Source organism: Microbacterium sp. LS_15 (assembly GCF_041954735.1).
In the GTDB taxonomy this organism is placed as follows: Bacteria; Actinomycetota; Actinomycetes; order Actinomycetales; family Microbacteriaceae; genus Microbacterium.
This window is the reverse complement of sequence record NZ_JAVAYD010000001.1, coordinates 485,417-503,240: the sequence shown is the minus strand read 5'-3', so window position 1 is coordinate 503,240 and position 17,824 is coordinate 485,417. Positions and strand designations below refer to the sequence as shown.

19 protein-coding genes and 1 other RNA gene are annotated in these 17,824 nt (G+C 69.3%); 16 read left to right on the top strand and 4 right to left on the bottom strand.

Annotation, left to right across the window (positions count from 1 at the left end):
• Positions 1 to 40: 40 nt before the first annotated feature.
• The 8 genes from RAC69_RS02410 (at position 41) to RAC69_RS02375 (ending at position 7,271) form a co-directional block, all read left to right on the top strand.
• A complete protein-coding gene (locus RAC69_RS02410) occupies positions 41 to 2,107 on the top strand; it encodes a flagellar biosynthesis protein FlhA (protein ID WP_375084857.1) in 2,067 nt (688 codons plus the stop codon).
• Positions 2,108 to 2,196: 89 nt separating this feature from the next.
• Positions 2,197 to 2,445: a carbon storage regulator CsrA gene (csrA, locus tag RAC69_RS02405; protein WP_341934304.1), complete on the top strand. Its 249-nt coding sequence runs from the start codon at positions 2,197 to 2,199 to the stop codon at positions 2,443 to 2,445.
• 119 nt (positions 2,446 to 2,564) lie between these two features.
• Entirely contained in the window at positions 2,565 to 3,047 is a 483-nt protein-coding gene (flgN, locus tag RAC69_RS02400; RefSeq protein WP_375084855.1) for a flagellar export chaperone FlgN, read from the top strand.
• Between the two features lie 5 nt (positions 3,048 to 3,052).
• Positions 3,053 to 4,459 carry a flagellar hook-associated protein FlgK gene (gene flgK / locus RAC69_RS02395; RefSeq protein ID WP_375084854.1) on the top strand — a complete coding sequence of 469 codons (1,407 nt, stop codon included), beginning with the start codon at positions 3,053 to 3,055 and terminating at the stop codon, positions 4,457 to 4,459.
• Positions 4,460 to 4,472: 13 nt separating this feature from the next.
• Positions 4,473 to 5,360: a flagellar hook-associated protein FlgL gene (gene flgL, locus RAC69_RS02390; protein ID WP_375084853.1), complete on the top strand. Its 888-nt coding sequence runs from the start codon at positions 4,473 to 4,475 to the stop codon at positions 5,358 to 5,360.
• Positions 5,357 to 5,752 (top strand): flagellar assembly protein FliW, encoded by a 396-nt coding sequence (locus tag RAC69_RS02385; protein WP_375084851.1) that lies wholly within the window; start codon positions 5,357 to 5,359, stop codon positions 5,750 to 5,752. Before flgL ends, RAC69_RS02385 begins: the two co-directional genes overlap by 4 nt.
• A 230-nt stretch (positions 5,753 to 5,982) precedes the next feature.
• Complete coding sequence (locus RAC69_RS02380; RefSeq protein WP_251587983.1) at positions 5,983 to 6,297, top strand: HU family DNA-binding protein; 315 nt, start codon at positions 5,983 to 5,985, stop codon at positions 6,295 to 6,297.
• 170 nt (positions 6,298 to 6,467) lie between these two features.
• Positions 6,468 to 7,271, top strand: coding sequence for a sigma-70 family RNA polymerase sigma factor (locus RAC69_RS02375; RefSeq protein ID WP_375084849.1), 804 nt, complete (start codon positions 6,468 to 6,470; stop codon positions 7,269 to 7,271).
• 32 nt (positions 7,272 to 7,303) lie between these two features.
• Here the strand turns inward: RAC69_RS02375 and RAC69_RS02370 are convergent, their stop codons facing one another.
• Positions 7,304 to 8,392, bottom strand: coding sequence for an AAA family ATPase (locus RAC69_RS02370; RefSeq protein ID WP_375084847.1), 1,089 nt, complete (start codon positions 8,390 to 8,392; stop codon positions 7,304 to 7,306).
• Positions 8,393 to 8,541: 149 nt separating this feature from the next.
• On the opposite strand from RAC69_RS02370, the gene RAC69_RS02365 reads away from it, so the two are divergent.
• Positions 8,542 to 9,447, top strand: coding sequence for a TIGR01777 family oxidoreductase (locus RAC69_RS02365; protein ID WP_375084845.1), 906 nt, complete (start codon positions 8,542 to 8,544; stop codon positions 9,445 to 9,447).
• A 24-nt stretch (positions 9,448 to 9,471) separates the two neighbouring features.
• Here the strand turns inward: RAC69_RS02365 and RAC69_RS02360 are convergent, their stop codons facing one another.
• Positions 9,472 to 10,236: an SDR family oxidoreductase gene (locus RAC69_RS02360; RefSeq protein WP_375084844.1), complete on the bottom strand. Its 765-nt coding sequence runs from the start codon at positions 10,234 to 10,236 to the stop codon at positions 9,472 to 9,474.
• Between the two features lie 100 nt (positions 10,237 to 10,336).
• Between RAC69_RS02360 and RAC69_RS02355 the strand changes: the two genes are divergently transcribed.
• Positions 10,337 to 11,173 carry a helix-turn-helix transcriptional regulator gene (locus RAC69_RS02355; RefSeq protein WP_375084843.1) on the top strand — a complete coding sequence of 279 codons (837 nt, stop codon included), beginning with the start codon at positions 10,337 to 10,339 and terminating at the stop codon, positions 11,171 to 11,173.
• Between the two features lie 15 nt (positions 11,174 to 11,188).
• On the opposite strand, the gene RAC69_RS02350 is transcribed toward RAC69_RS02355, so the two are convergent.
• Positions 11,189 to 12,028, bottom strand: coding sequence for an aldo/keto reductase (locus RAC69_RS02350; protein ID WP_375084841.1), 840 nt, complete (start codon positions 12,026 to 12,028; stop codon positions 11,189 to 11,191).
• A gap of 40 nt (positions 12,029 to 12,068) precedes the next feature.
• On the opposite strand from RAC69_RS02350, the gene RAC69_RS02345 reads away from it, so the two are divergent.
• The 4 genes from RAC69_RS02345 to rnpB all read left to right on the top strand — a co-directional run bounded on the left by RAC69_RS02345 (position 12,069) and on the right by rnpB (position 15,376).
• The gene (locus tag RAC69_RS02345) at positions 12,069 to 12,473 is read left to right on the top strand and encodes a YchJ family protein (RefSeq protein WP_375085298.1); all 405 of its coding nucleotides are present in this window, start codon (positions 12,069 to 12,071) and stop codon (positions 12,471 to 12,473) included.
• 51 nt (positions 12,474 to 12,524) lie between these two features.
• Positions 12,525 to 13,256 carry a zinc ribbon domain-containing protein gene (locus RAC69_RS02340; RefSeq protein ID WP_375084840.1) on the top strand — a complete coding sequence of 244 codons (732 nt, stop codon included), beginning with the start codon at positions 12,525 to 12,527 and terminating at the stop codon, positions 13,254 to 13,256.
• Between the two features lie 25 nt (positions 13,257 to 13,281).
• Complete coding sequence (locus RAC69_RS02335) at positions 13,282 to 14,982, top strand: bifunctional 3'-5' exonuclease/DNA polymerase (protein WP_375084838.1); 1,701 nt, start codon at positions 13,282 to 13,284, stop codon at positions 14,980 to 14,982.
• A gap of 26 nt (positions 14,983 to 15,008) precedes the next feature.
• An RNA gene (gene rnpB / locus RAC69_RS02330) (RNase P RNA component class A) lies at positions 15,009 to 15,376 on the top strand.
• Positions 15,377 to 15,447: 71 nt separating this feature from the next.
• Here rnpB and ppgK read toward each other — a convergent pair.
• The gene (ppgK, locus tag RAC69_RS02325) at positions 15,448 to 16,194 is read right to left on the bottom strand and encodes a polyphosphate--glucose phosphotransferase (RefSeq protein WP_341934318.1); all 747 of its coding nucleotides are present in this window, start codon (positions 16,192 to 16,194) and stop codon (positions 15,448 to 15,450) included.
• Between the two features lie 70 nt (positions 16,195 to 16,264).
• Between ppgK and RAC69_RS02320 the strand changes: the two genes are divergently transcribed.
• Together RAC69_RS02320 and glnA are read left to right on the top strand one after the other, a co-directional pair.
• On the top strand, positions 16,265 to 16,483 hold the full coding sequence (locus tag RAC69_RS02320; protein WP_375084836.1) for an SPOR domain-containing protein: 219 nt from the start codon (positions 16,265 to 16,267) through the stop codon (positions 16,481 to 16,483).
• 2 nt (positions 16,484 to 16,485) lie between these two features.
• Positions 16,486 to 17,823: a type I glutamate--ammonia ligase gene (gene glnA, locus RAC69_RS02315; protein WP_096715417.1), complete on the top strand. Its 1,338-nt coding sequence runs from the start codon at positions 16,486 to 16,488 to the stop codon at positions 17,821 to 17,823.
• Position 17,824 lies beyond the last annotated feature (1 nt).

The window sequence follows — 17,824 nt, the reverse complement described above, 5'->3', positions numbered from 1 at the left end:
GCAGCCCGTACAACCACCGTCACGAGAGAACGAGACACCCATGATCGGACAGATCCTGTCGAAGGCCGCAGTGCCGGTCGGCGTCGTCGGCATCATCCTGCTGCTCATCGTGCCGATCCCCACGCCGCTGCTCGATGTGCTCATCGTCGTCAACATCTCGTTCGCCCTGCTGATCCTGCTCACGGCGATGTTCATCAAGAAGCCGCTGGAGTTCTCGGTCTTCCCGAGCCTGCTGCTGGTCGCGACCCTGTTCCGCCTGGGACTCAACGTCGCGTCGACCCGACTCGTGCTCAGCGAGGCCCACGCCGGTCAGGTGATCCAGGCGTTCGGACAGATCACGATCAGCGGATCCCTGGTGATCGGCGCGGTGATCTTCCTCATCCTCACGGTCATCCAGTTCGTGGTGGTGACCAAGGGCGCGGAGCGCGTCGCCGAGGTCGGTGCCCGCTTCACCCTCGACGCGATGCCGGGAAAGCAGATGGCGATCGACGCCGATCTCAACGCCGGACTCATCACCGAGGCGGAGGCGCGAGCCCGGCGGGCGGAGGTCGCCGCCGAGGCCGATTTCTACGGTGCGATGGATGGTGCGTCGAAGTTCGTGAAGGGCGACGCGATCGCCGGCATCGTGATCGTCGTCATCAACTTCGTCGGCGGCATCATCATCGGCATGGTCCAGCACGGCATGGAGGTCGGCGAGGCGCTCGAGACCTACAGCATCCTCACGATCGGCGACGGCCTGGTGACCCAGATCCCGGCGCTGCTCATGGCGGTGTCCACCGGCATGATCGTGACCCGCGAGAACGCCGAGGCCGAGATGGGGCAGGCCGCGGGACGGCAGCTGCTGCAGTCGCGCAACGCGCTCCTCATCACCGGCCTCGCAGCCTGTGCGATGGGCTTCATCCCCGGGATGCCGCTGCTGGTGTTCCTCGCGATCGGCGCCGTGCTGCTGTTCGCCGCCTCGCGGGTGCGGGCGAACGAGGCGAAGGAGACGGCGGCGGCGCTCGACGCCCAGCAGCTCGAAGCGGCGGAGGCGGCGGCCGAGGGCCCGGAAGAGCTCATGGACCGGATGCGCGTGCACGCCCTCGAGATCTCGCTGGCCCCCGACATCGTCGATCTGGCCTCGGGCGGTCAGGGTGATCTGCTGACCAGGGTGAAGTCGCTCCGCCGCAAGCTCGCGATGGAGATCGGCATCCTGATGCCGCCGGTGCGCACCCGCGACAACATCGATCTGCCGGCGCAGACGTACGCGCTGCTGATCGCCGGCGTCGAGGTCGGACGAGGCACGGTGCCGCGCGGACATGTGCTGGCCATCGGTACCGGGCTGGACCAGTTGCCCGGTACCGCGGTGACCGATCCGGTGTTCGGGCTCGAGGGCAAATGGGTGCCGACGGAGATGTCGCATGCCGCCGACATGGCGGGAGCGACGGTCATCGACCGCGCGAGCGTCATCATCACCCATCTGTCCGACGTGGTGCAGAGCCAGGCGGACAGGCTGCTCTCGCTCGAAGACGTGCGACAGCTCACCGAGCATCTCACGCAGTCCAGCCCCGCGACCGTCGAGGAGCTGACGCCGGCGATGCTCTCTCTCGCGGCCATCCAGCGGGTGCTCGCCGGGCTGCTGTCGGAACGGGTCCCGATCAACGACCTCGCCCGCATCTACGAGGCGCTGGCACTGCGGGCGAAGACGTCGACCGACACCCCGGGTCTCATCGAGGCGGCGCGCGCCGCACTCGGACCGGCCATCGCCGCCCGCTTCGCGCAGGACGGTCGGATCCGCGTCCTGATGTTCGATCCGATGCTCGAGCAGCAGATGCTCGAGGGCATGCGAGCCGTGGAAGGCCAGACCCAGATCGTGCTGAGCCCCGAGGCCACGATGCAGCTTCTCGAGAGCGTGCGGCGGACCGTCTCAGAGCTCGACCAGTCGGGTCCGGAGCCGGTGCTCGTCTGCGCGCCGTCGCTGCGCCCGGCCGTTCGACGGATGCTGTCGGCGCAGGTGCGCGGACTTCCGGTGCTGTCCTACGACGAGGCCGGGGCCGGAGGCTTCGCGACCGATGTGGTCGGTGTCGTGCGCATCGCTCCCACCGCGCTCCCGAGTCCGGCGGTGTAGGCGCGCCTTCCTCTCATTTACGAGTGGATCATGCGCTACTTTTGTCTGGGTGCGCTCCTGCGCGCCAGCCATGGAAGGCGGACGAAGGCATGCTGGTACTCACGAGGCGCGCGAACGAGAGCATCCTGATCGGCGACGACATCACGGTCACGATCCTCGCGGTCACACCGGGTGGCGTCCGGGTCGGCATCGATGCGCCGCGCGACAAGCGCATCAACCGTGCGGAGATCGTGCTGGCCGTGTCCGACGCGAACCAGGAGGCCGTGCAGACGTCGTCCGACGAAGCGGCGGAGAACGCGCTGCGGGGCGCGCTCGCACGGATCACCACGAAACCCTGAGGGTGTCAATGGGGAGTTCTCCCCATCCACCCCGAGTTACCCCGTACATCGATGTCGCGATAGTCGGGAGTATGACGGGCAATCCCGTCGGGAAACCACGACTGACGAGGTGACGAACCGTGGCCGCTCACGACCTGAGCATGCAGCTGATGCGAGAGCGCGATCTGCTCGAGGTGCTGCTCTTCAAGCTCGACGAGCAGCAGATGCTCCTCGCCACCGGACGCAATCGCTGGATCCACCATGCCGCGAACGAGATCGATCGTGTGCTGGCCGCGATGCCCACGGTCGCCCTCTCACGTGACACGCTCGTCGTCGCCGTCGCCGACGAGTGGGGGGTGCCGGCGGCCACGACGCTTCGAGAGCTGATCGATGCCGCGCCCACCGACGCCTGGCGCGAGGTCATGTCCGGTCACCTCGAAGCGATGACATCCCTCGCCGAGGAGATCGCCCAGATGAAGAAGGTCAACGAGCAGCGCCTGCGCACGGCTATCCGCGTCACCCAGGAGACCATCGCGGGTCTGGGCACGCCGACCGGCGAGTACGACCCGTCCGGCGATGTCGTCCGCGACGGCGACGCCCGGCTGCTCGACACGAGGGTGTGACCGCGATGTCGTCGTTCGCAGGACTCCGGCTCGCCGAATCCGCCCTGGCCGCAGCACGCGCGGGCATGACCGTCACCGGGCAGAACATCGCCAACCAGACCACCGCCGGCTACACGCGTCAGCGCCTCGAGCAGACGTCGCTGTCCGCTCCGGGATCGACCGGGCTCTGGCCGACGACCTTCGCCGTCGGCGGGGGAGTCGGAGTCACGGGTGTCGCCCGTCTCGGCAACGATCTGCTCGACGCACGCGTGCGCGACGCCCTCGGGACGTCCGGCTTCTGGGTCACGAGAGCCACCGCGGCCGGCCAGGCCGAAGCCGTGATGGCCGAGCCGACGTCCGACGGTCTCGCCGCGAACCTGAACCGATTCTGGTCGGGGTGGTCCGACCTCGCCAACACACCGGATGCCGGCGCGGCGAAGGTCGTGCTCACGAACGCCGAGGTGCTGGTCGGCCAGATCGCGGCCGGATACCAGTCGGTCGCGGGGCAGTGGACCGACCTGCGCGGTCAGGTGGACAGGCAGATCACGGACGTGAATGCGATCGCGGGTCAGGTCGCCGGGCTGAACGCGCAGATCCGCGATGCGCTGCTCTCCGGGCGCGGCGCGAACGAGCTGATCGATCAGCGGAACGTGCTGGCCCAGCAACTGTCGACAGCCGTGGGCGCGACGGGCGCGGTCGAGGCCGACGGCACCCTGACGCTCCGCGTCGACGGCAACGCCCTCGTCTCGGGCGACGCCAGCCGTGCGCTGACCGTGAGCGGTCCGCGGGAGATCGCCGACGGCGGCAGGATCACCGTCGCCTGGGCCGACCGTCCCACCGTCCCGGTCGCCGTCACCGGCGGCTCGGTCGGCGGCGCCATCAGCGCGCTCGGCCCTGCCGCCGACGGCGGAACGCTCGCCGGCGTGGCGGCCGCATACAACGCGACGGCGTCCGCTCTTGCGACCGCCGTCAACGACATCCACCGCACGGGAGTGACGTCGGCGGGCACGCCGGGCGGGGACTTCTTCGCGGTCGACGCGAGCGGGCCTGCCGCGCTGGGGCTCCGGGTGATCCCTGCCGGACTCGCCGATCTCGCGCTGGCCGCCCCGGGAGCCGGGGCCAAGGACACCACCATCGCGGACCGGATCAGCACGCTGGGATCGTCGACGACGGGCCCGAGCTCGGTGTGGTCGAGCTTCGTGACCGGCTTCGCGGTGACCGTCGCCGGAGATCGCCAGCGCGCCGACATCGCCGACATGGGCGCGGTCGCCGCCGTCACCGCGCAGCAGTCGAACGCCTCGGTGGACGGCGACGAGGAGACCATCAACCTCCTCACCTATCAGACCGCGTACCAGGCGGCCGCTCGTGTGCTGACCGCAGTCGACGAGGCGCTCGACCTGCTCATCAACCGCACCGGCCTGGTCGGCCGCTGACCCGGGAGGCAACATGATCGGGCGCATCACGAGCAGCACCATGACGCAGCAGTCGCTGCGCACGCTGCAGAGCAACCTCGTCGACCGGGAGCGGCTGCAGCACCAGGCGACCTCTCAGCGGGCCTTCCGCACCCCGAGCGAGGACCCGGCGGCGGCAGCCACGACTCTCGGGCTGCACGGCGAGCAGTCGCGCGTCGCCCAGTTCTCGCGCAATCTCAGCGACGGCCTGGCCTGGGTCACGACGGTCGACACTGCTCTCGGCGCCAGCACCGACCTGCTCAACCGGGCGCGGGATCTCGTGGCCCAGGGCGCGAACTCGGGGGCGCTCAGCGCGACCGCGCGCGAGTCGATCGCGCAGGAGCTGGAGACGATCAGCGCCGAGCTCCTGTCTCAGGCGAACACGACGGTGCTCGGTCGCAGCGTCTTCGCCGGCACCAGCGACGCCGCGACGGCGTTCGACCCCGTGACCTTCGCGTTCAGCGGTACAGCGGACGACGGGGTGCGGCGCCGCATCAGCGACAACGAGACCGTGCGCGTCGACTTCGACGGCGCTCAGGCATTCGGATCCGGCGCGACCAGCGCGTTCGCGATGCTTCGCGACATCGCCACCGAGTTGCGGGGCGGTGCCAACATCGGCGCGCGTCTCGGCGATGTCGACGCGCGCCTCACCGCCTTCACCGCAGCCCGCGGTGAGACCGGTGCCCGTCAGGTGCAGATCGAGAGGGCGATGGCACAGAATCTCTCCGTGTCGACCGACCTGGAGGCCCGCCGTACGGAGGTCGAGAACGTCGACAGCCTCGAAGTGCTCGTACGTCTGCAGTCCGCCGAGCTCGTGTTCCAATCCGCCCTGCAGGTGACGGCCAAGTCGCTGCAGACCAACCTCCTGGAGTTCCTGCGATGACCGCCATCACCGCCGACACCGCGAGCGTCTCCGTCGACTTCGTCGCCCCCATGCCCGGCCTGCGGCCGCACACCTCCTTCTCGCTGGATCCGATCGGCGGCGCCGAGGGACTCTACGCGCTGCGTGCGACGGATGCCGACGTCCGGCTGTTCCTGCTCGACCCCGTGTTCAACGACTACGACTACGCCCCGCGCATCTCGGCCGGTGTGCGTGCGGATCTCGGCGCGGCCGAGGACGGCGACCTGCGGGTCCTCATCGTCGCCAATCCGTCGGACGACGGGGTGTACGTGAACCTTCGAGCGCCGATCGTGCTCGATCCGGCCACAGGACGGGCCCTGCAGATCATCCTCGACGACGAGGAGTATCCGATCCGCGTACGGCTCGACGGCTGAGGGTGATCCTCGCAGCCGTTCCGGTCCCTCGATGAGTCGACGATCAGAGGAATTCGATTTTCACCGCATATACCAAGGAACAGCGGTTATCCTCTGAGGAGCACAGGCTGGGGTACTGGCAGATTCGACGACGTTGCAGGAGGTTGGGACCTGCGCGCGTCGGCGGATGTCGCTGGTGGGGTACAGCGCAAGACGCCCGGTGACGGGCGACATTTCCATTGGACGGAAAGATGAGCACATCCAGGACGCTCGACACGAGTCGGGTGAGCAAGAGGGAGTTCGTGCAGCGGTTCGCGCGACGGGGCGGGATCTCCGTGGGCGCTGCACAGACGGCGTACAACGCGATGATCGACGAACTCGTCGACCTCGTGAGCCGGGGGAACACGGTGACCCTGACCAACTTCGGGAAGTTCTACCCCCAGACCCACAAGGGTCACCGGGTGCAGTTCTCGAAAGACGAGGGAACCGGTGAGGTCGACGACTACACGGTGCTGAAGTTCTCGGCGACCCGCGAGGTGAACAAGCGCGTCAAGTCGACCGATTAGCAATCGTGATCTAAACGTAAACGAGAATTCACGAGCGTTTCGGCGTTCGGTCCCTCTTCGCGCCCTGCGCGGCCCTAGCATGTACACGAATGATGTTTCTCGTCGCCGTGGGGTGGTGATGCTGTGGGTCGCTGGGGGGCTTGCACTGACAGCGAAAGAGGCGGGACCGTATGCCGTTGCGCGCGCGGAACAAACTCGTGGTCGATCACCTGCACATCGTCGGGGCGGCCACTGCCGCTGTCGCCGCGCGACTGACCCACGTCTCCCGTGAGGACCTCGCCGCAGCCGGCGCTTTCGCGCTGGTCCGCGCGGCGGAGAAGTACGACGAGAGTCTCGGCGTGCCCTTCGGCGCCTACGCGCGCGAGCGGATCAACTGGGCGTTGAAGGACGAGCTCCGGGCGATGGACTGGGCTCCCCGCGACGTCAGGGCGAAGGCCAGGGAGACCACTCGGGTCCGCGACATGCTGGGCGGTGTGCTCGGTCGAACGCCCACGGTCGCCGAGATCGCCGACGCGATGGGCATCGACGCGAGCGCCGTCACGCAGCGGCTCGCGGACGCCGAGCGCACGGTCACGAGCCTGGACGTGCTCGACGTGCACGAGATCGTCTGGACCGGGTACCTCCCGGAGGAGATGGCGATCGCCGCAGAGCGGGAGGAGCTCCTGCACATCGCGGTCGATGCCCTTCCCGAGCGCAAGAGACGCATCATCAGGGCGATCTACTTCGACGACCGCACGGTCACGGAGATCGCCGAAGAGCTCGGAGTGTCCCACGCCGCCGTGTCGCAGCAGCGCTCGGAGGCGGTGCGGATGCTGCGCGACGCCCTCGACCGTCATCTCGCCGACGAGCACGGAGCGGGGATCCGACGCTCGCGCTCGTCGACCGCCGTGCTCGATGCGTACTTCGACCGGCTGGCGATCGCGAGCGGTCACCGGTATGCGCGGGCCTTCCTGGGTCAGACGATCGGTGTCTGACGCATCGCCTCTGTCGTGTCTCCGGTGCCGCCTCAGAGCCCGAACCCGTAGGCGGCCTGACCGACGAGCGTGAGGCTCACGCTCGTCGGGTACACCTCGGGCTCCTCGTCCTCGTCGTCCACGAGGTCGAGCCGGTCGATCGGCACGAAGATCGTGCCGTCGGTCTCGAACACGAGGTCGCGGGGGACGAATGACGCGAACAGCGATCGGTTGGAGTTGCGCAGCTCGTACGTGCGGCCGACGTCGCCGCGTTCGAAAAGATTCATCTCCGCTTCCTCCGACCAGATCTTGCCGTCGGGGAAGCGCGCTTCGATCCGGTACAGGCTCGGTTCGATCGACTTGATGTTGAGGTCCTGCACGATCTCGGAGAAGAGCGTGTCGGGCTGGGCGAGCTCGAAGGCGATCGCGCGGAGGTGGTCGTAGTTCAACCGCGCTCGGCGCGAGAACAGGGCGACGTTCTCGATCTCGGCGGGGTCGGCGTTCGGGGCTTGATCGAGCAGGTACTGCCTGACCTCGTCGGGGCCGGGGTACTCGAACCGCATGTGGTAGTGGAAGCGCCCCGGGCGGTTGACGATGTACGTGCTCACGTCGTTGATGTCGTTCACGGTGAGGCAGTAGATGCGCTTCACCGACGACAGGCCGTCGAACAGCGAGAGGAACTGGTTCTGACGGTTCGCGCCGTCGACACCGCCGCGGCGCGCCACGGGGAACGTCTTCTCGAACTCGTCGAACACGATGAGGCACTCGTCGAGACTGTCGAGGAACTCCACGATGCCCTCGTTGTCCTCGGAGACGATCACGACCGGCAGTGCCTGGTCGCGCGCCTCCTCCGCGACCATCCGCAGGAACAGCGTCTTGCCGATGCCCTTGTCACCCGAGAGCATGACCCCGAGACTGCGGTCGGACAGGGCGTAGGAGCGGAAGATCTTCGCGACCTTCCTCTCGAGACCGCCGTAGACGCGCTCCGTGCCGACGGTGAGATCGTCGACCTTGATGAGGCTGAACCCCTCCTTCGAGGTGAAGTGCACGCGGTAGGTGCCGAGGGGGAACACCTGGTGCGTCCGCACGGCGTCGTCGTAGACGCGCACATGGCCGCCGGTCTCGATGTAGGTGGTGGTCACTTCTCCTCTTCCTGCGCTCCCCGAACTGTAATATCGGTCGGATCGCAGGGCGCGTAAGGCGCAGAGGCGAACTCGGGCGCGTCGTGATCGCACCGTGACAGACTCGGGGCAGGAGACTTCTCCGAACGGGTCGAGGATCGGGAGCCGGCATGGACGGACGCATCGTGGTCAGTGGAGCCTCCGGGCTCGTCGGGACGGCTCTCGTCTCGTCTCTCCGAGCCGACGGCATTCCCGTCACGACGCTCGTCCGGCGTCCCGCTCGCTCGTCCGACCCCACCCGCTCGTATGACGAAGTGCAGTGGGATCCCTCGTCCGGTGCTCTGGCTCCGGCCGCGCTCGACGGTGCCGCCGCGGTCGTCGCCCTCGGCGGAGCCAGCGTCGGCCGGCTGCCGTGGACGTCCGGCTATCGCCGCGAGCTCGTCGATTCCCGGATCTCCTCGACGCGGACCATCGCGACCGCGCTCCGGGCTCTCGGCGACGACGCGCCAGCCCTGGTCTCGGCGTCCGCCGTCGGGTACTACGGATCGGCGCCGGGGGAGATCCTCACCGAGGCCGCGGGTCCGGGCGACACGTTCCTCGCGAAGCTCTGCGTCCGGTGGGAGGACGAGGCGCGGCGCGCCGAAGACCGCACTCGCGTCGCGCTCCTGCGCACGGCGCCCATCGTGCATCGGCAGGGCGTGCTCAAGCCGCTCATCCAGCTCACCCGGTTCGGCCTCGCCGGTCCCCTCGGGCGCGGCACGCAGGTGTGGCCGTGGATCTCGCTCGACGACGAGGTGCGCGGCATCCGTCACGTGATCGATGCCCAGCTCGACGGCCCGGTCAACCTCAGCGGTCCCACGCCCGCCACCGCGAACGACCTCGGGCGCGCGGTCGCGACGACGATGCACCGGCCGTTCTGGCTGCCCGCACCCGCCTGGGCGCTGAAGCTCGCGTTGGGCGCGGCAGCCGAATCGCTGCTGCTCCCCGATGCCGATGTGCGTCCGCACGCCCTGGAACAGAGCGGTTTCTCGTTCACCCACCGCACGGTTCGAGAAGCGGTCGACGCGGCGCTCTGACGGCCAGCGCCGACCGCTCGCCGATCAGTTCCCGTGCGGATCGCGGGCGTTCAGCGTCGCCACGACCTGGTCGTAGTCGCCGCGCGCCTCCCCGTACCGGAGGAACTTCACGTTCTCGACCTGGATCTCCCGCGCGTCGGGCTGCGACTCGATGATCCCGATGACCTCCGACACGAAGTCGTCGAGCGGCATGGCGAAGTCGCTGGACTCCTGGCCGGGCATGAGCGCGGTGCGCACCGACGGCGGCTCGAGCTCCTGCACGGCCACGCTGGTGCCGGCGAGCTGCAGCCGCACGGACTCGCTGAGCATGTGGATGGCGGCCTTCGTGGCGTTGTAGGTCGGAGTCACCCGCAGGGGAGCGAACGCCAGACCCGACGACACGGTCATGATGGTCGCGTCCGGACGCGTGACGAGATGGTCGATGAAGGCGGCGATCAGCCGGATCGGCCCGAGCAGGTTCGTCGTCACGATGGACTCCGCCGTCTCGAGGAACCCGCTGGACGTCGTCCAGTCCTCGGCGCGCATGATGCCCGCCATCGCGATCAGCACGTTGAGGTCGGGGTGCGATGCGAGCACTTGCGCGGATGCCGAGCGGATGCTCTCGGCATCCGTCGTGTCGATCTGCACGGTGTCGATGCCGGGGTTCTCGGCAGCGATCCGCTCCAGCAGCTCGGCGCGTCGTCCGCCGACGATGACCGTGTTCCCGCGCTCCGCGAATCGCTGCGCCAGGGCGAGGCCGATGCCGCTCGTCGCTCCGGGGATGAAGATGGTGTTTCCGCTGATGTTCATGCCTCCACTCTGCGCCGCGCGCGGTCGCCGCTCCAGGGACGGGTGATCCAGGGATCCGGGGTCCCTGGATGGTTCCGCGCTCTGGCGCGATACTGAGGGGGTGGACAGAGATGCACTCGCGGACTTCCTCCTCGCCCGCCGCGAGCAGCTGCGGCCGGGGGATGTCGGGCTGAGCGCCGGACCTCGGCGACGCACGCCGGGGTTGCGCCGCGAGGAGGTGGCCCAGCTCGCCGCGATGTCGACGGACTACTACACCCGACTCGAGCAGCGGCGCGGGCCGCAGCCGAGCGTGCAGATCCTCGCGTCGCTGGCGCGAGCGCTGCGGCTCAGTCCCGATGAACGGGACTACCTCCACCGGGTGAGCGGGCACAGCGCGCCCGACCGCGCGATGTTCACCGACTACGTGCATCCGGGCATGCTCCGGGTGCTCGACCGTCTGGACGACACGCCCGCCTTCGTCGTCTCGGTGCTCGACGAAGTGCTCGTGCAGAACGACGCCGCGAAGGCTCTCCTCGGCGACGCGAGCTCCCTGGAGGGACTGGCTCGCAGCGGCATCTACCGGTGGTTCACCGATGTCGACGAGGAGCGGCGCCGGTATCCGGAGGCGGATCACGATCACCGCAGCCGCGTGCTCGTCGCCTCCCTGCGAGCGGCCTACGGCGTGCTCGGGGAGAGGTCGCGCGCCGGCGACATCGTGCGCGAGCTGACGGCACGCAGCTCGGAGTTCGCCGCGCTGTGGGAGGTGCACGAGGTCCGTCGCCGTTTCGACGACCACAAGGTGCTCATCCACCCCGACATCGGCGAGATCGAGGTCGACTGCCAGGCGCTCTTCACCGAGGACGAATCGCAGACGCTGGTGGTGCTGACGGCCGCCCCCGGTTCGGAATCGGCGAGCAAACTGGAGCTGCTCCGCGTGCTGGGCACGCAGCGGGTCTGATCTCCTCCCGGCGCGTCAGGACTCCTCGTGCGTGCGGGGGTCGGCGTCGAAGAGACGGCCGTTTGCACGGCCCAGCGCGGTGATCGCCTCGACCTCGGCCGCGTCCAGGACGACCTCGCCGGCGGCGAGATTCGACTGCTGGTGCTCCGCCGACGACGCCTTCGGGATGGCCACGGTCTCGCGTGCCACATGCCAGGCGAGCACTGTCTGCGCCGGCGTGATCCCGTGCGCGGCGGCGACCTCGGCGATCACCGACTCGTCGAGCAGCTCCTTCGCGCGCCCGAGCGGGCTCCACGCCTCGGTGAGGATACCGTGCTCGCGGTGGTACGCGAGCTGCTCCGTCTGCGGGAAGTACGGGTGCACTTCGATCTGGTTGACGACGGGGCGCACGCCGGTCTCGCGCTCGATGCGCTCCAGGTGCTCCGGCAGGAAGTTCGAGACGCCGATCTGCCGCACGACCCCGCGCTGCTGGGCGTCGACGAGTGCCTCCCAGGCCTGGACGTACTCATCCTGGCTCGGGTTCGGCCAGTGGATGAGGTGCAGGTCGGTCGCATCGAGGCCGAGACGCGATCGGCTCTCCTCGATGCTCGCGACGGCTTTCGCTCGAGCGTGGTGGCGGCCGGGGAGCTTGGTCGTGACGATGATCTCCGAGCGGTCGACGTCCGACTGCCGGACGCCGCGCCCGACCGATCCCTCGTTCTCGTAGTTGAAGGCGGAGTCGAGGAGGCGGTAGCCGGCGCCGATCGCGGTGGTCACGGCATCCGCCCCTACGTCGCCGTCGAGCGCATAGGTGCCGAGTCCGAGGGCCGGCAGGCTGAAGCCATTGTGGGCGGTGAACGTGAGGAGAGCGGTCATGACGTCAGCGTACGCTGGAGCGGTGACGGGAGCGGAGACCATGGCGCCGGATGACGGCAGAGGGCAGGATACGCTCCGGTGCCCGTGCGGCTCGGGTGATCTCTTCCGCGCCTGCTGCGGCCCCCTGCTCGCGGGAGCGCCTGCGCCGACGGCCGAACGGCTCATGCGGTCGCGGTACACGGCGTTCGCGCGCGGGGACGCGCGGCATCTCCGCGCGACGTGGCATGCCTCGACACGCCCGGCGACGATCGACCTCGACGAGGATCTCGTGTGGCGACGGCTCGCGATACTCGACCGGGTCGCCGGAGGGCCGTTCGATCGGGAGGGCATCGTCGAGTTCGCGGCCTCATGGCAGCAGGGAGCGGAGCGCGGCGTGCTGCGCGAGCGCAGCCGTTTCGTCCGCGAGGGCCGCAGCTGGCTCTACGTCGACGGCGACGTCTCGTGACGTTCGGGTCCGGGACTCCGCGCGTCCGACCCACCGAGTAGATTTGAGAGCGTGAACGCCAGCCCCGAGCACCAGCGCATCCTTCTCGACATCGCCGACCTGGATCGGCGCATCGCTCAGGCCGAGCGTGCGCGCACCAAGCCCACACAGGCCTCTCGCATCTCCGAGCTCGTCGCGATCCGTCAGGAGCAGCTGCGCGAGCTGACCGCCCTGACCGGCACGCGCGACGATGTGCGCACCGAGCTGACGCGGATCGAGTCGGATGTCGCGCTCGTCGAGCAGCGCCGCGCGCGCGACGCCCAGCGCCTGGCCGCCGCCGTGAACCCCAAGGAGGCACAGGCTCTCGAGCACGAGATCGCCAGCCTCGCCCGCAGGCAGAGCGACCTCGAAGACGCGCAGCTCGATGTGATGGGGCGGGTCGAAGACGCGGATGCCGCGGTGGCGGCCCAGCAGGCGCTGCTCGACACGACGACGGCCGAGGGCACAGCGCTCACCGCGCAGGCGAAGGCCGATGTCGCTGCGGCGACCGACCTCGGAGCCCAGCTGGCCCGCGACCGCGAAGCTGTCGCGGCGACGGTCCCTGAGCCCCTGCTCGCCGAGTACACGCGCCGCGCCTCGAACAGCGCCGGAGCCGCGCTGCTCACCCGGGGCACCTGCGAGGGGTGCCGGATCGTGCTCCCCGGCACCGACCTGAACGAGATCCGCCGTGCCGCCGAAGACGCCGTGGTCTCGTGCCCTGAGTGCGGCTGCATCCTCGTGCGCACCGAGGAATCCGGCCTGTGACACCCGCGCCGCGAGCGCGCCGGACGTGACCTCGCGGCGGACCCCTGAGCGCCGGATCGTGCTGGCGCGCGGGAACGCACCCGGCTGGACGGCGGTCGAGCTCGACGACGCGGGGGAGGAGCAGCACCGCCGCACCCTCGCTCAGGATGCCGTGGCCGACTGGGTCGCCGCGCAGGAGCGCGACGGTGCTCCGCGCTGGATCATCCGCAGCGCGCGGGAGGTCTACGCCCCGCTGCTCGCTCTGGGTGTGCGCCTGACCCGCGCGCACGACCTGCTGCTGTGCCACGCGATCCTCCGCGACACCGATCGGGTCGCGCGGCCGCTGGCCCCGTCACCGGACTGGGTGCGGCACGATCCCGTCGTCGACGAGGCTCCCTCGCTGTTCGACGCGCTGGAGCGCCCGACGACGGACGACCCCGTCGGTGAGCTGCTCGACCAGTACCGACTGCAGCGTCGCGTGATCGACTCCTCGCCGGACGGACGGCTCGCTCTGCTCGCGTCGGCCGAGTCCGCCGGCGGCCTGATCGCGGAGGAGATGCGTGCGGCCGGGCTTCCGTGGAGCGAGGAGATCCACGACCGGATCCTCGTCGAGACCCTCGGCACCCGCCCGATCGCCGGCGGTCTGCCGAGCGGCATGGTCGCGCAGGCGGAGCGCGTGCGCAGCATCCTGGGAGACCCGGGGCTCAATCTCGACAGCCAGCCGAAGCTGCTGCGTGCCCTCCACCGGGTGGGCGTGCAGGTCGAGTCGACAGCACGATGGGAGCTCGCTCGTCACGACCATGCGGTCATCGGCCCGCTGACGGCGTACAAGAAGCTCGCGCGGCTGCTCAGCGCCAACGGATGGGCGTGGCTCGCCGAGTGGGTGCACGAGGGGCGTTTCCGTCCCGTGTACATCCCCGGCGGGGTCGTCACCGGGCGCTGGGCGTCGGCCGGCGGTGGGGCACTGCAGATCCCTCGGAGCCTGCGGCGTGCAGTGCGTGCCGACGACGGGTGGCGGCTCGTGGTGGCGGACGTCGCTCAGCTGGAACCCCGCATGCTCGCGGCGATGGCGGGGGATCGGGCCATGGCGCGAGCAGCGCAGGGGGCCGACCTCTACGCGGGTGTCGTGGCGACCGGCGCCGTCGGCACGCGCGAGGAGGCCAAGTACGCGGTCCTCGGGGCGATGTACGGAGCGACGACCGGCGACAGCGGCCGCCTCGTGCCGCGGCTCCGCAAGGTGTACCCGCGGGCCATGGCCCTCGTCGACGAGGCGGCCCGTGTCGGAGAGGACGGCGGCGTCGTGTCGACCTGGCTGGGCAGATCGTCGCCCCGACCATCGACGGAGTGGTCGCGGATGCAGGCGAGGGCGACGGATGCCGACGCCGAGCTGACGGACGTGAGCGTCGCGCGCCGGCGCGCACGGGACTGGGGGCGCTTCACCCGTAACTTCGTCGTGCAGGGCACGGCTGCGGAGTGGTCGCTCATCTGGCTGGCCGAGATCCGTCATCGTCTGCAGCAGCTCCCGGAGGCGGCGCGGTCGGCTCCGGCGTCCGGCGTCTTCGGCTCGCGCGCGCATCTGGCGTTCTTCCTGCATGACGAGGTCATCCTCCACGTCCCGGAGGAGCAGGCGGAGGCGGCGGCGGATGCCGTGCGCGACGCGGCGGCCGTGGCGACCCGCCGCCTGTTCGGCGGCTTCCCGATCGACGTGCCGCTCGATCTGCGCATCGCGGAGTCGGCGGAGAAGTAGCGCCCGCGTAGACTGGACGACGCGAATGGGTCGACTGGACGGTCGCGTGGCGGGAGACCGCACCGAGGAACGTCCGGGCTCCACAGGGCAGGACGGTGGGTAACGCCCACCCGGAGTGATCCGCGAGACAGTGCCACAGAGAGCAGACCGCCCCCGACCGCGAGGTCCGGGGGTAAGGGTGAAAGGGTGGTGTAAGAGACCACCGGGGGCCATGGTGACATGGCCCGCCAGGTAAACCTCGTCCGGAGCAAGGTCAGACAGAGGATGATGACGCGGCCCGCCGAGTCCTCGGGTAGACCGCTAGAGTGCCACGGCAACGTGTCGCCGAGAGAGATGGCCGTCGAAGGGGCGAAGAACCCCGGAACAGAACCCGGCGTACAGGTCGGCCCATTCGCCTCAGACATGACGAAGGCCCCGCTGATCCAGCGGGGCCTTCGTCATGGGGCCTTGAGCTCGTCGGAGGGCTCAGTCGCCGGCCAGCGAGGCGGCGCCGATGATGCCCGAGTTGTTGCGGTGGATCGCCGGGACGATCGGGGTCTTGAGGTCGAGCAGCGGCAGGAAGTCGCCGGCGTTCTTCGAGACGCCGCCGCCGACCACGAACAGGTCGGGGCTGAACAGGAACTCGATGTGCGAGTAGAACTTCTGCAGGCGCTCGGCCCACTCCGCCCACGAGAGGTTCTCGCGCTCGCGTGCCGAGGTCGCGGCGAAGGTCTCGACCGACTCGTACTCGCCGTAGTGCAGGTGGCCCAGCTCGGTGTTCGGCAGAAGCACGCCGTCGTAGAGGAAGGCCGAGCCGATCCCGGTGCCGAGCGTGGTCAGGAGCGTGAAGCCGCGCACGTCGCGAGCCGCTCCGTGGCGGGCCTCGGCCACGCCTGCGGCATCCGCGTCGTTGACGAAGACGATGTTGCGGCCGAGGCCGTCGCGGAAGAAGCGCTCGGCGTCGAAGTCGATCCACTTCTTCGAGACGTTGGCGGCCGACAGGGTCTTGCCGCGCTTGACGATCGCCGGGAATGCCACGCCGAGGGGGAGGGTCGATTCATGCACGTCGAGGGTCTTCAGAACCGTCTGCACGGCGAGCAGCACGTCTTCGGGAGCAGCGCCCTCGGGTGTGGGCACACGCACACGCTCCGAGGCCATAGTGCCGTGCTCGAGGTCGACGATGCCTGCCTTGATACCCGTGCCGCCGATGTCGACGCCGATCGCTTTCACCATGGTCGATAGCTTAGCGACCGCGCTCTGCGCCAGTAGGATCGATGACACCACGTGATGAAGGGGATCGGCCATGTCGAACGGCGATGAGAAGTACTGGTACAACCTGGAGACCCGACAGGTCGAGCTCGGCATGATCTCGCCGTCGGCCGACCGCGTCGGCCCGTTCGACACCGAGGCCGAGGCCGCCCACGCCCCCGAGAAGCTCCAGGAGCGCGCGCGTGCGTGGGCCGACGAGGAGGCCGCGGAAGACGGCTGGGACGCCGGCATCGGCAAGAGCTCCGCAGAGTGACGATGGACAAGCAGAGGGACTTCGTCCTCCGGACGATCGAGGAGCGCGGCGTCAAGTTCGTGCGTCTGTGGTTCACCGATGTCATCGGCACGCTCAAGTCGGTGGCCATCGCGCCGGCGGAGGTCGAGGGAGCGTTCGCCGAGGGGATCGGCTTCGACGGGTCCGCGATCGAGGGACTGACGCGGAGCTACGAGTCCGACCTGCTCGCGCAGCCCGACCCCACCACGTTCCAGACGCTGCCGTGGCGCGGTGAGATCGACCCGACCGCGCGCATGTTCTGCGACATCACGACCCCCGACGGGCGTCCGGCGGTGTCCGACCCTCGTCACGTGCTCAAGCGCACGCTCGCGAAGGCCGCCGACGCCGGGTTCACGTTCTACACCCACCCGGAGATCGAGTTCTACCTCCTGAAGTCGTCGAACTTCGGGCCGGAGGGGCCGGTGCCTGTCGACTCGGCCGGCTACTTCGACAACGTGCCGGGCGGCACGGCTCACGACTTCCGCCGCCGTTCGGTGCGGATGCTGGAGGACCTGGGCATCTCGGTCGAGTTCAGCCACCACGAGGGCGGACCCGGTCAGAACGAGATCGATCTGCGCTACGCGGATGCTCTCACGATGGCCGACAACGTCATGACGTTCCGCACGGTCATCAAGGAGGTGGCGATCGAGCAGGGCGTGTACGCGACCTTCATGCCGAAGCCGCTGAGCGGTCACCCCGGAAGCGGCATGCACACGCATATGTCGCTGTTCGAGGGCGAGCGCAACGCGTTCTACGAGGAGGGCGCGAAGTACCAGCTCTCCAAGACGGGGCGCCACTTCATCGCCGGTCTTCTCCGCCACGCGAACGAGATGGCCGCGGTGACGAACCAGTTCGTGAACTCGTACAAGCGCCTCTGGGGCGGCGACGAGGCTCCGAGCTTCGTGACGTGGGGCCACAACAACCGCTCCGCGCTCGTGCGGGTGCCCATGTACAAGCCCAACAAGGGCGGTTCCTCGCGCGTCGAGTACCGCGCCCTCGACTCGGCGGCCAATCCGTACCTCGCCTACGCGCTCATGCTCGCCGCAGGGCTGAAGGGCATCGAGGAGGAGTACGACCTCCCTCCCGAGGCCGAGGACAACGTGTGGTCGCTCAGTGACGCCGAGCGGCGGGCCCTGGGCTACGCGGCACTGCCCGCGAGCCTCGACCACGCCCTCGAGTACATGGAGAGCTCCGAGCTCGTCGCCGAGACGCTGGGCGAGTCCGTCTTCAACTACGTGCTGCTCAACAAGCGCAAGGAGTGGGAGGCCTACCGTGGGCAGGTCACCCCGCTGGAGTTGAAGAACAACCTCGAGCTCCTCTGAC

Excerpts from the sequence above, each read along its gene's own strand:
- flgL (WP_375084853.1), top strand. The coding sequence starts at position 4,473 with ATGATCGGGCGCATCACGAGCAGCACCATGACGCAGCAGTCGCTGCGC.
- RAC69_RS02365 (WP_375084845.1), top strand. The coding sequence starts at position 8,542 with ATGGACGGACGCATCGTGGTCAGTGGAGCCTCCGGGCTCGTCGGGACG.
- flgK (WP_375084854.1), top strand. The coding sequence starts at position 3,053 with ATGTCGTCGTTCGCAGGACTCCGGCTCGCCGAATCCGCCCTGGCCGCA.
- RAC69_RS02380 (WP_251587983.1), top strand. The coding sequence starts at position 5,983 with ATGAGCACATCCAGGACGCTCGACACGAGTCGGGTGAGCAAGAGGGAG.
- RAC69_RS02345 (WP_375085298.1), top strand. The coding sequence starts at position 12,069 with ATGGCGCCGGATGACGGCAGAGGGCAGGATACGCTCCGGTGCCCGTGC.
- RAC69_RS02385 (WP_375084851.1), top strand. The coding sequence starts at position 5,357 with ATGACCGCCATCACCGCCGACACCGCGAGCGTCTCCGTCGACTTCGTC.
- RAC69_RS02375 (WP_375084849.1), top strand. The coding sequence starts at position 6,468 with ATGCCGTTGCGCGCGCGGAACAAACTCGTGGTCGATCACCTGCACATC.
- csrA (WP_341934304.1), top strand. The coding sequence starts at position 2,197 with ATGCTGGTACTCACGAGGCGCGCGAACGAGAGCATCCTGATCGGCGAC.
- glnA (WP_096715417.1), top strand. The coding sequence starts at position 16,486 with ATGGACAAGCAGAGGGACTTCGTCCTCCGGACGATCGAGGAGCGCGGC.
- RAC69_RS02410 (WP_375084857.1), top strand. The coding sequence starts at position 41 with ATGATCGGACAGATCCTGTCGAAGGCCGCAGTGCCGGTCGGCGTCGTC.
- RAC69_RS02350 (WP_375084841.1), bottom strand. The coding sequence starts at position 12,028 with ATGACCGCTCTCCTCACGTTCACCGCCCACAATGGCTTCAGCCTGCCG.
- RAC69_RS02320 (WP_375084836.1), top strand. The coding sequence starts at position 16,265 with ATGTCGAACGGCGATGAGAAGTACTGGTACAACCTGGAGACCCGACAG.
- ppgK (WP_341934318.1), bottom strand. The coding sequence starts at position 16,194 with ATGGTGAAAGCGATCGGCGTCGACATCGGCGGCACGGGTATCAAGGCA.
- RAC69_RS02360 (WP_375084844.1), bottom strand. The coding sequence starts at position 10,236 with ATGAACATCAGCGGAAACACCATCTTCATCCCCGGAGCGACGAGCGGC.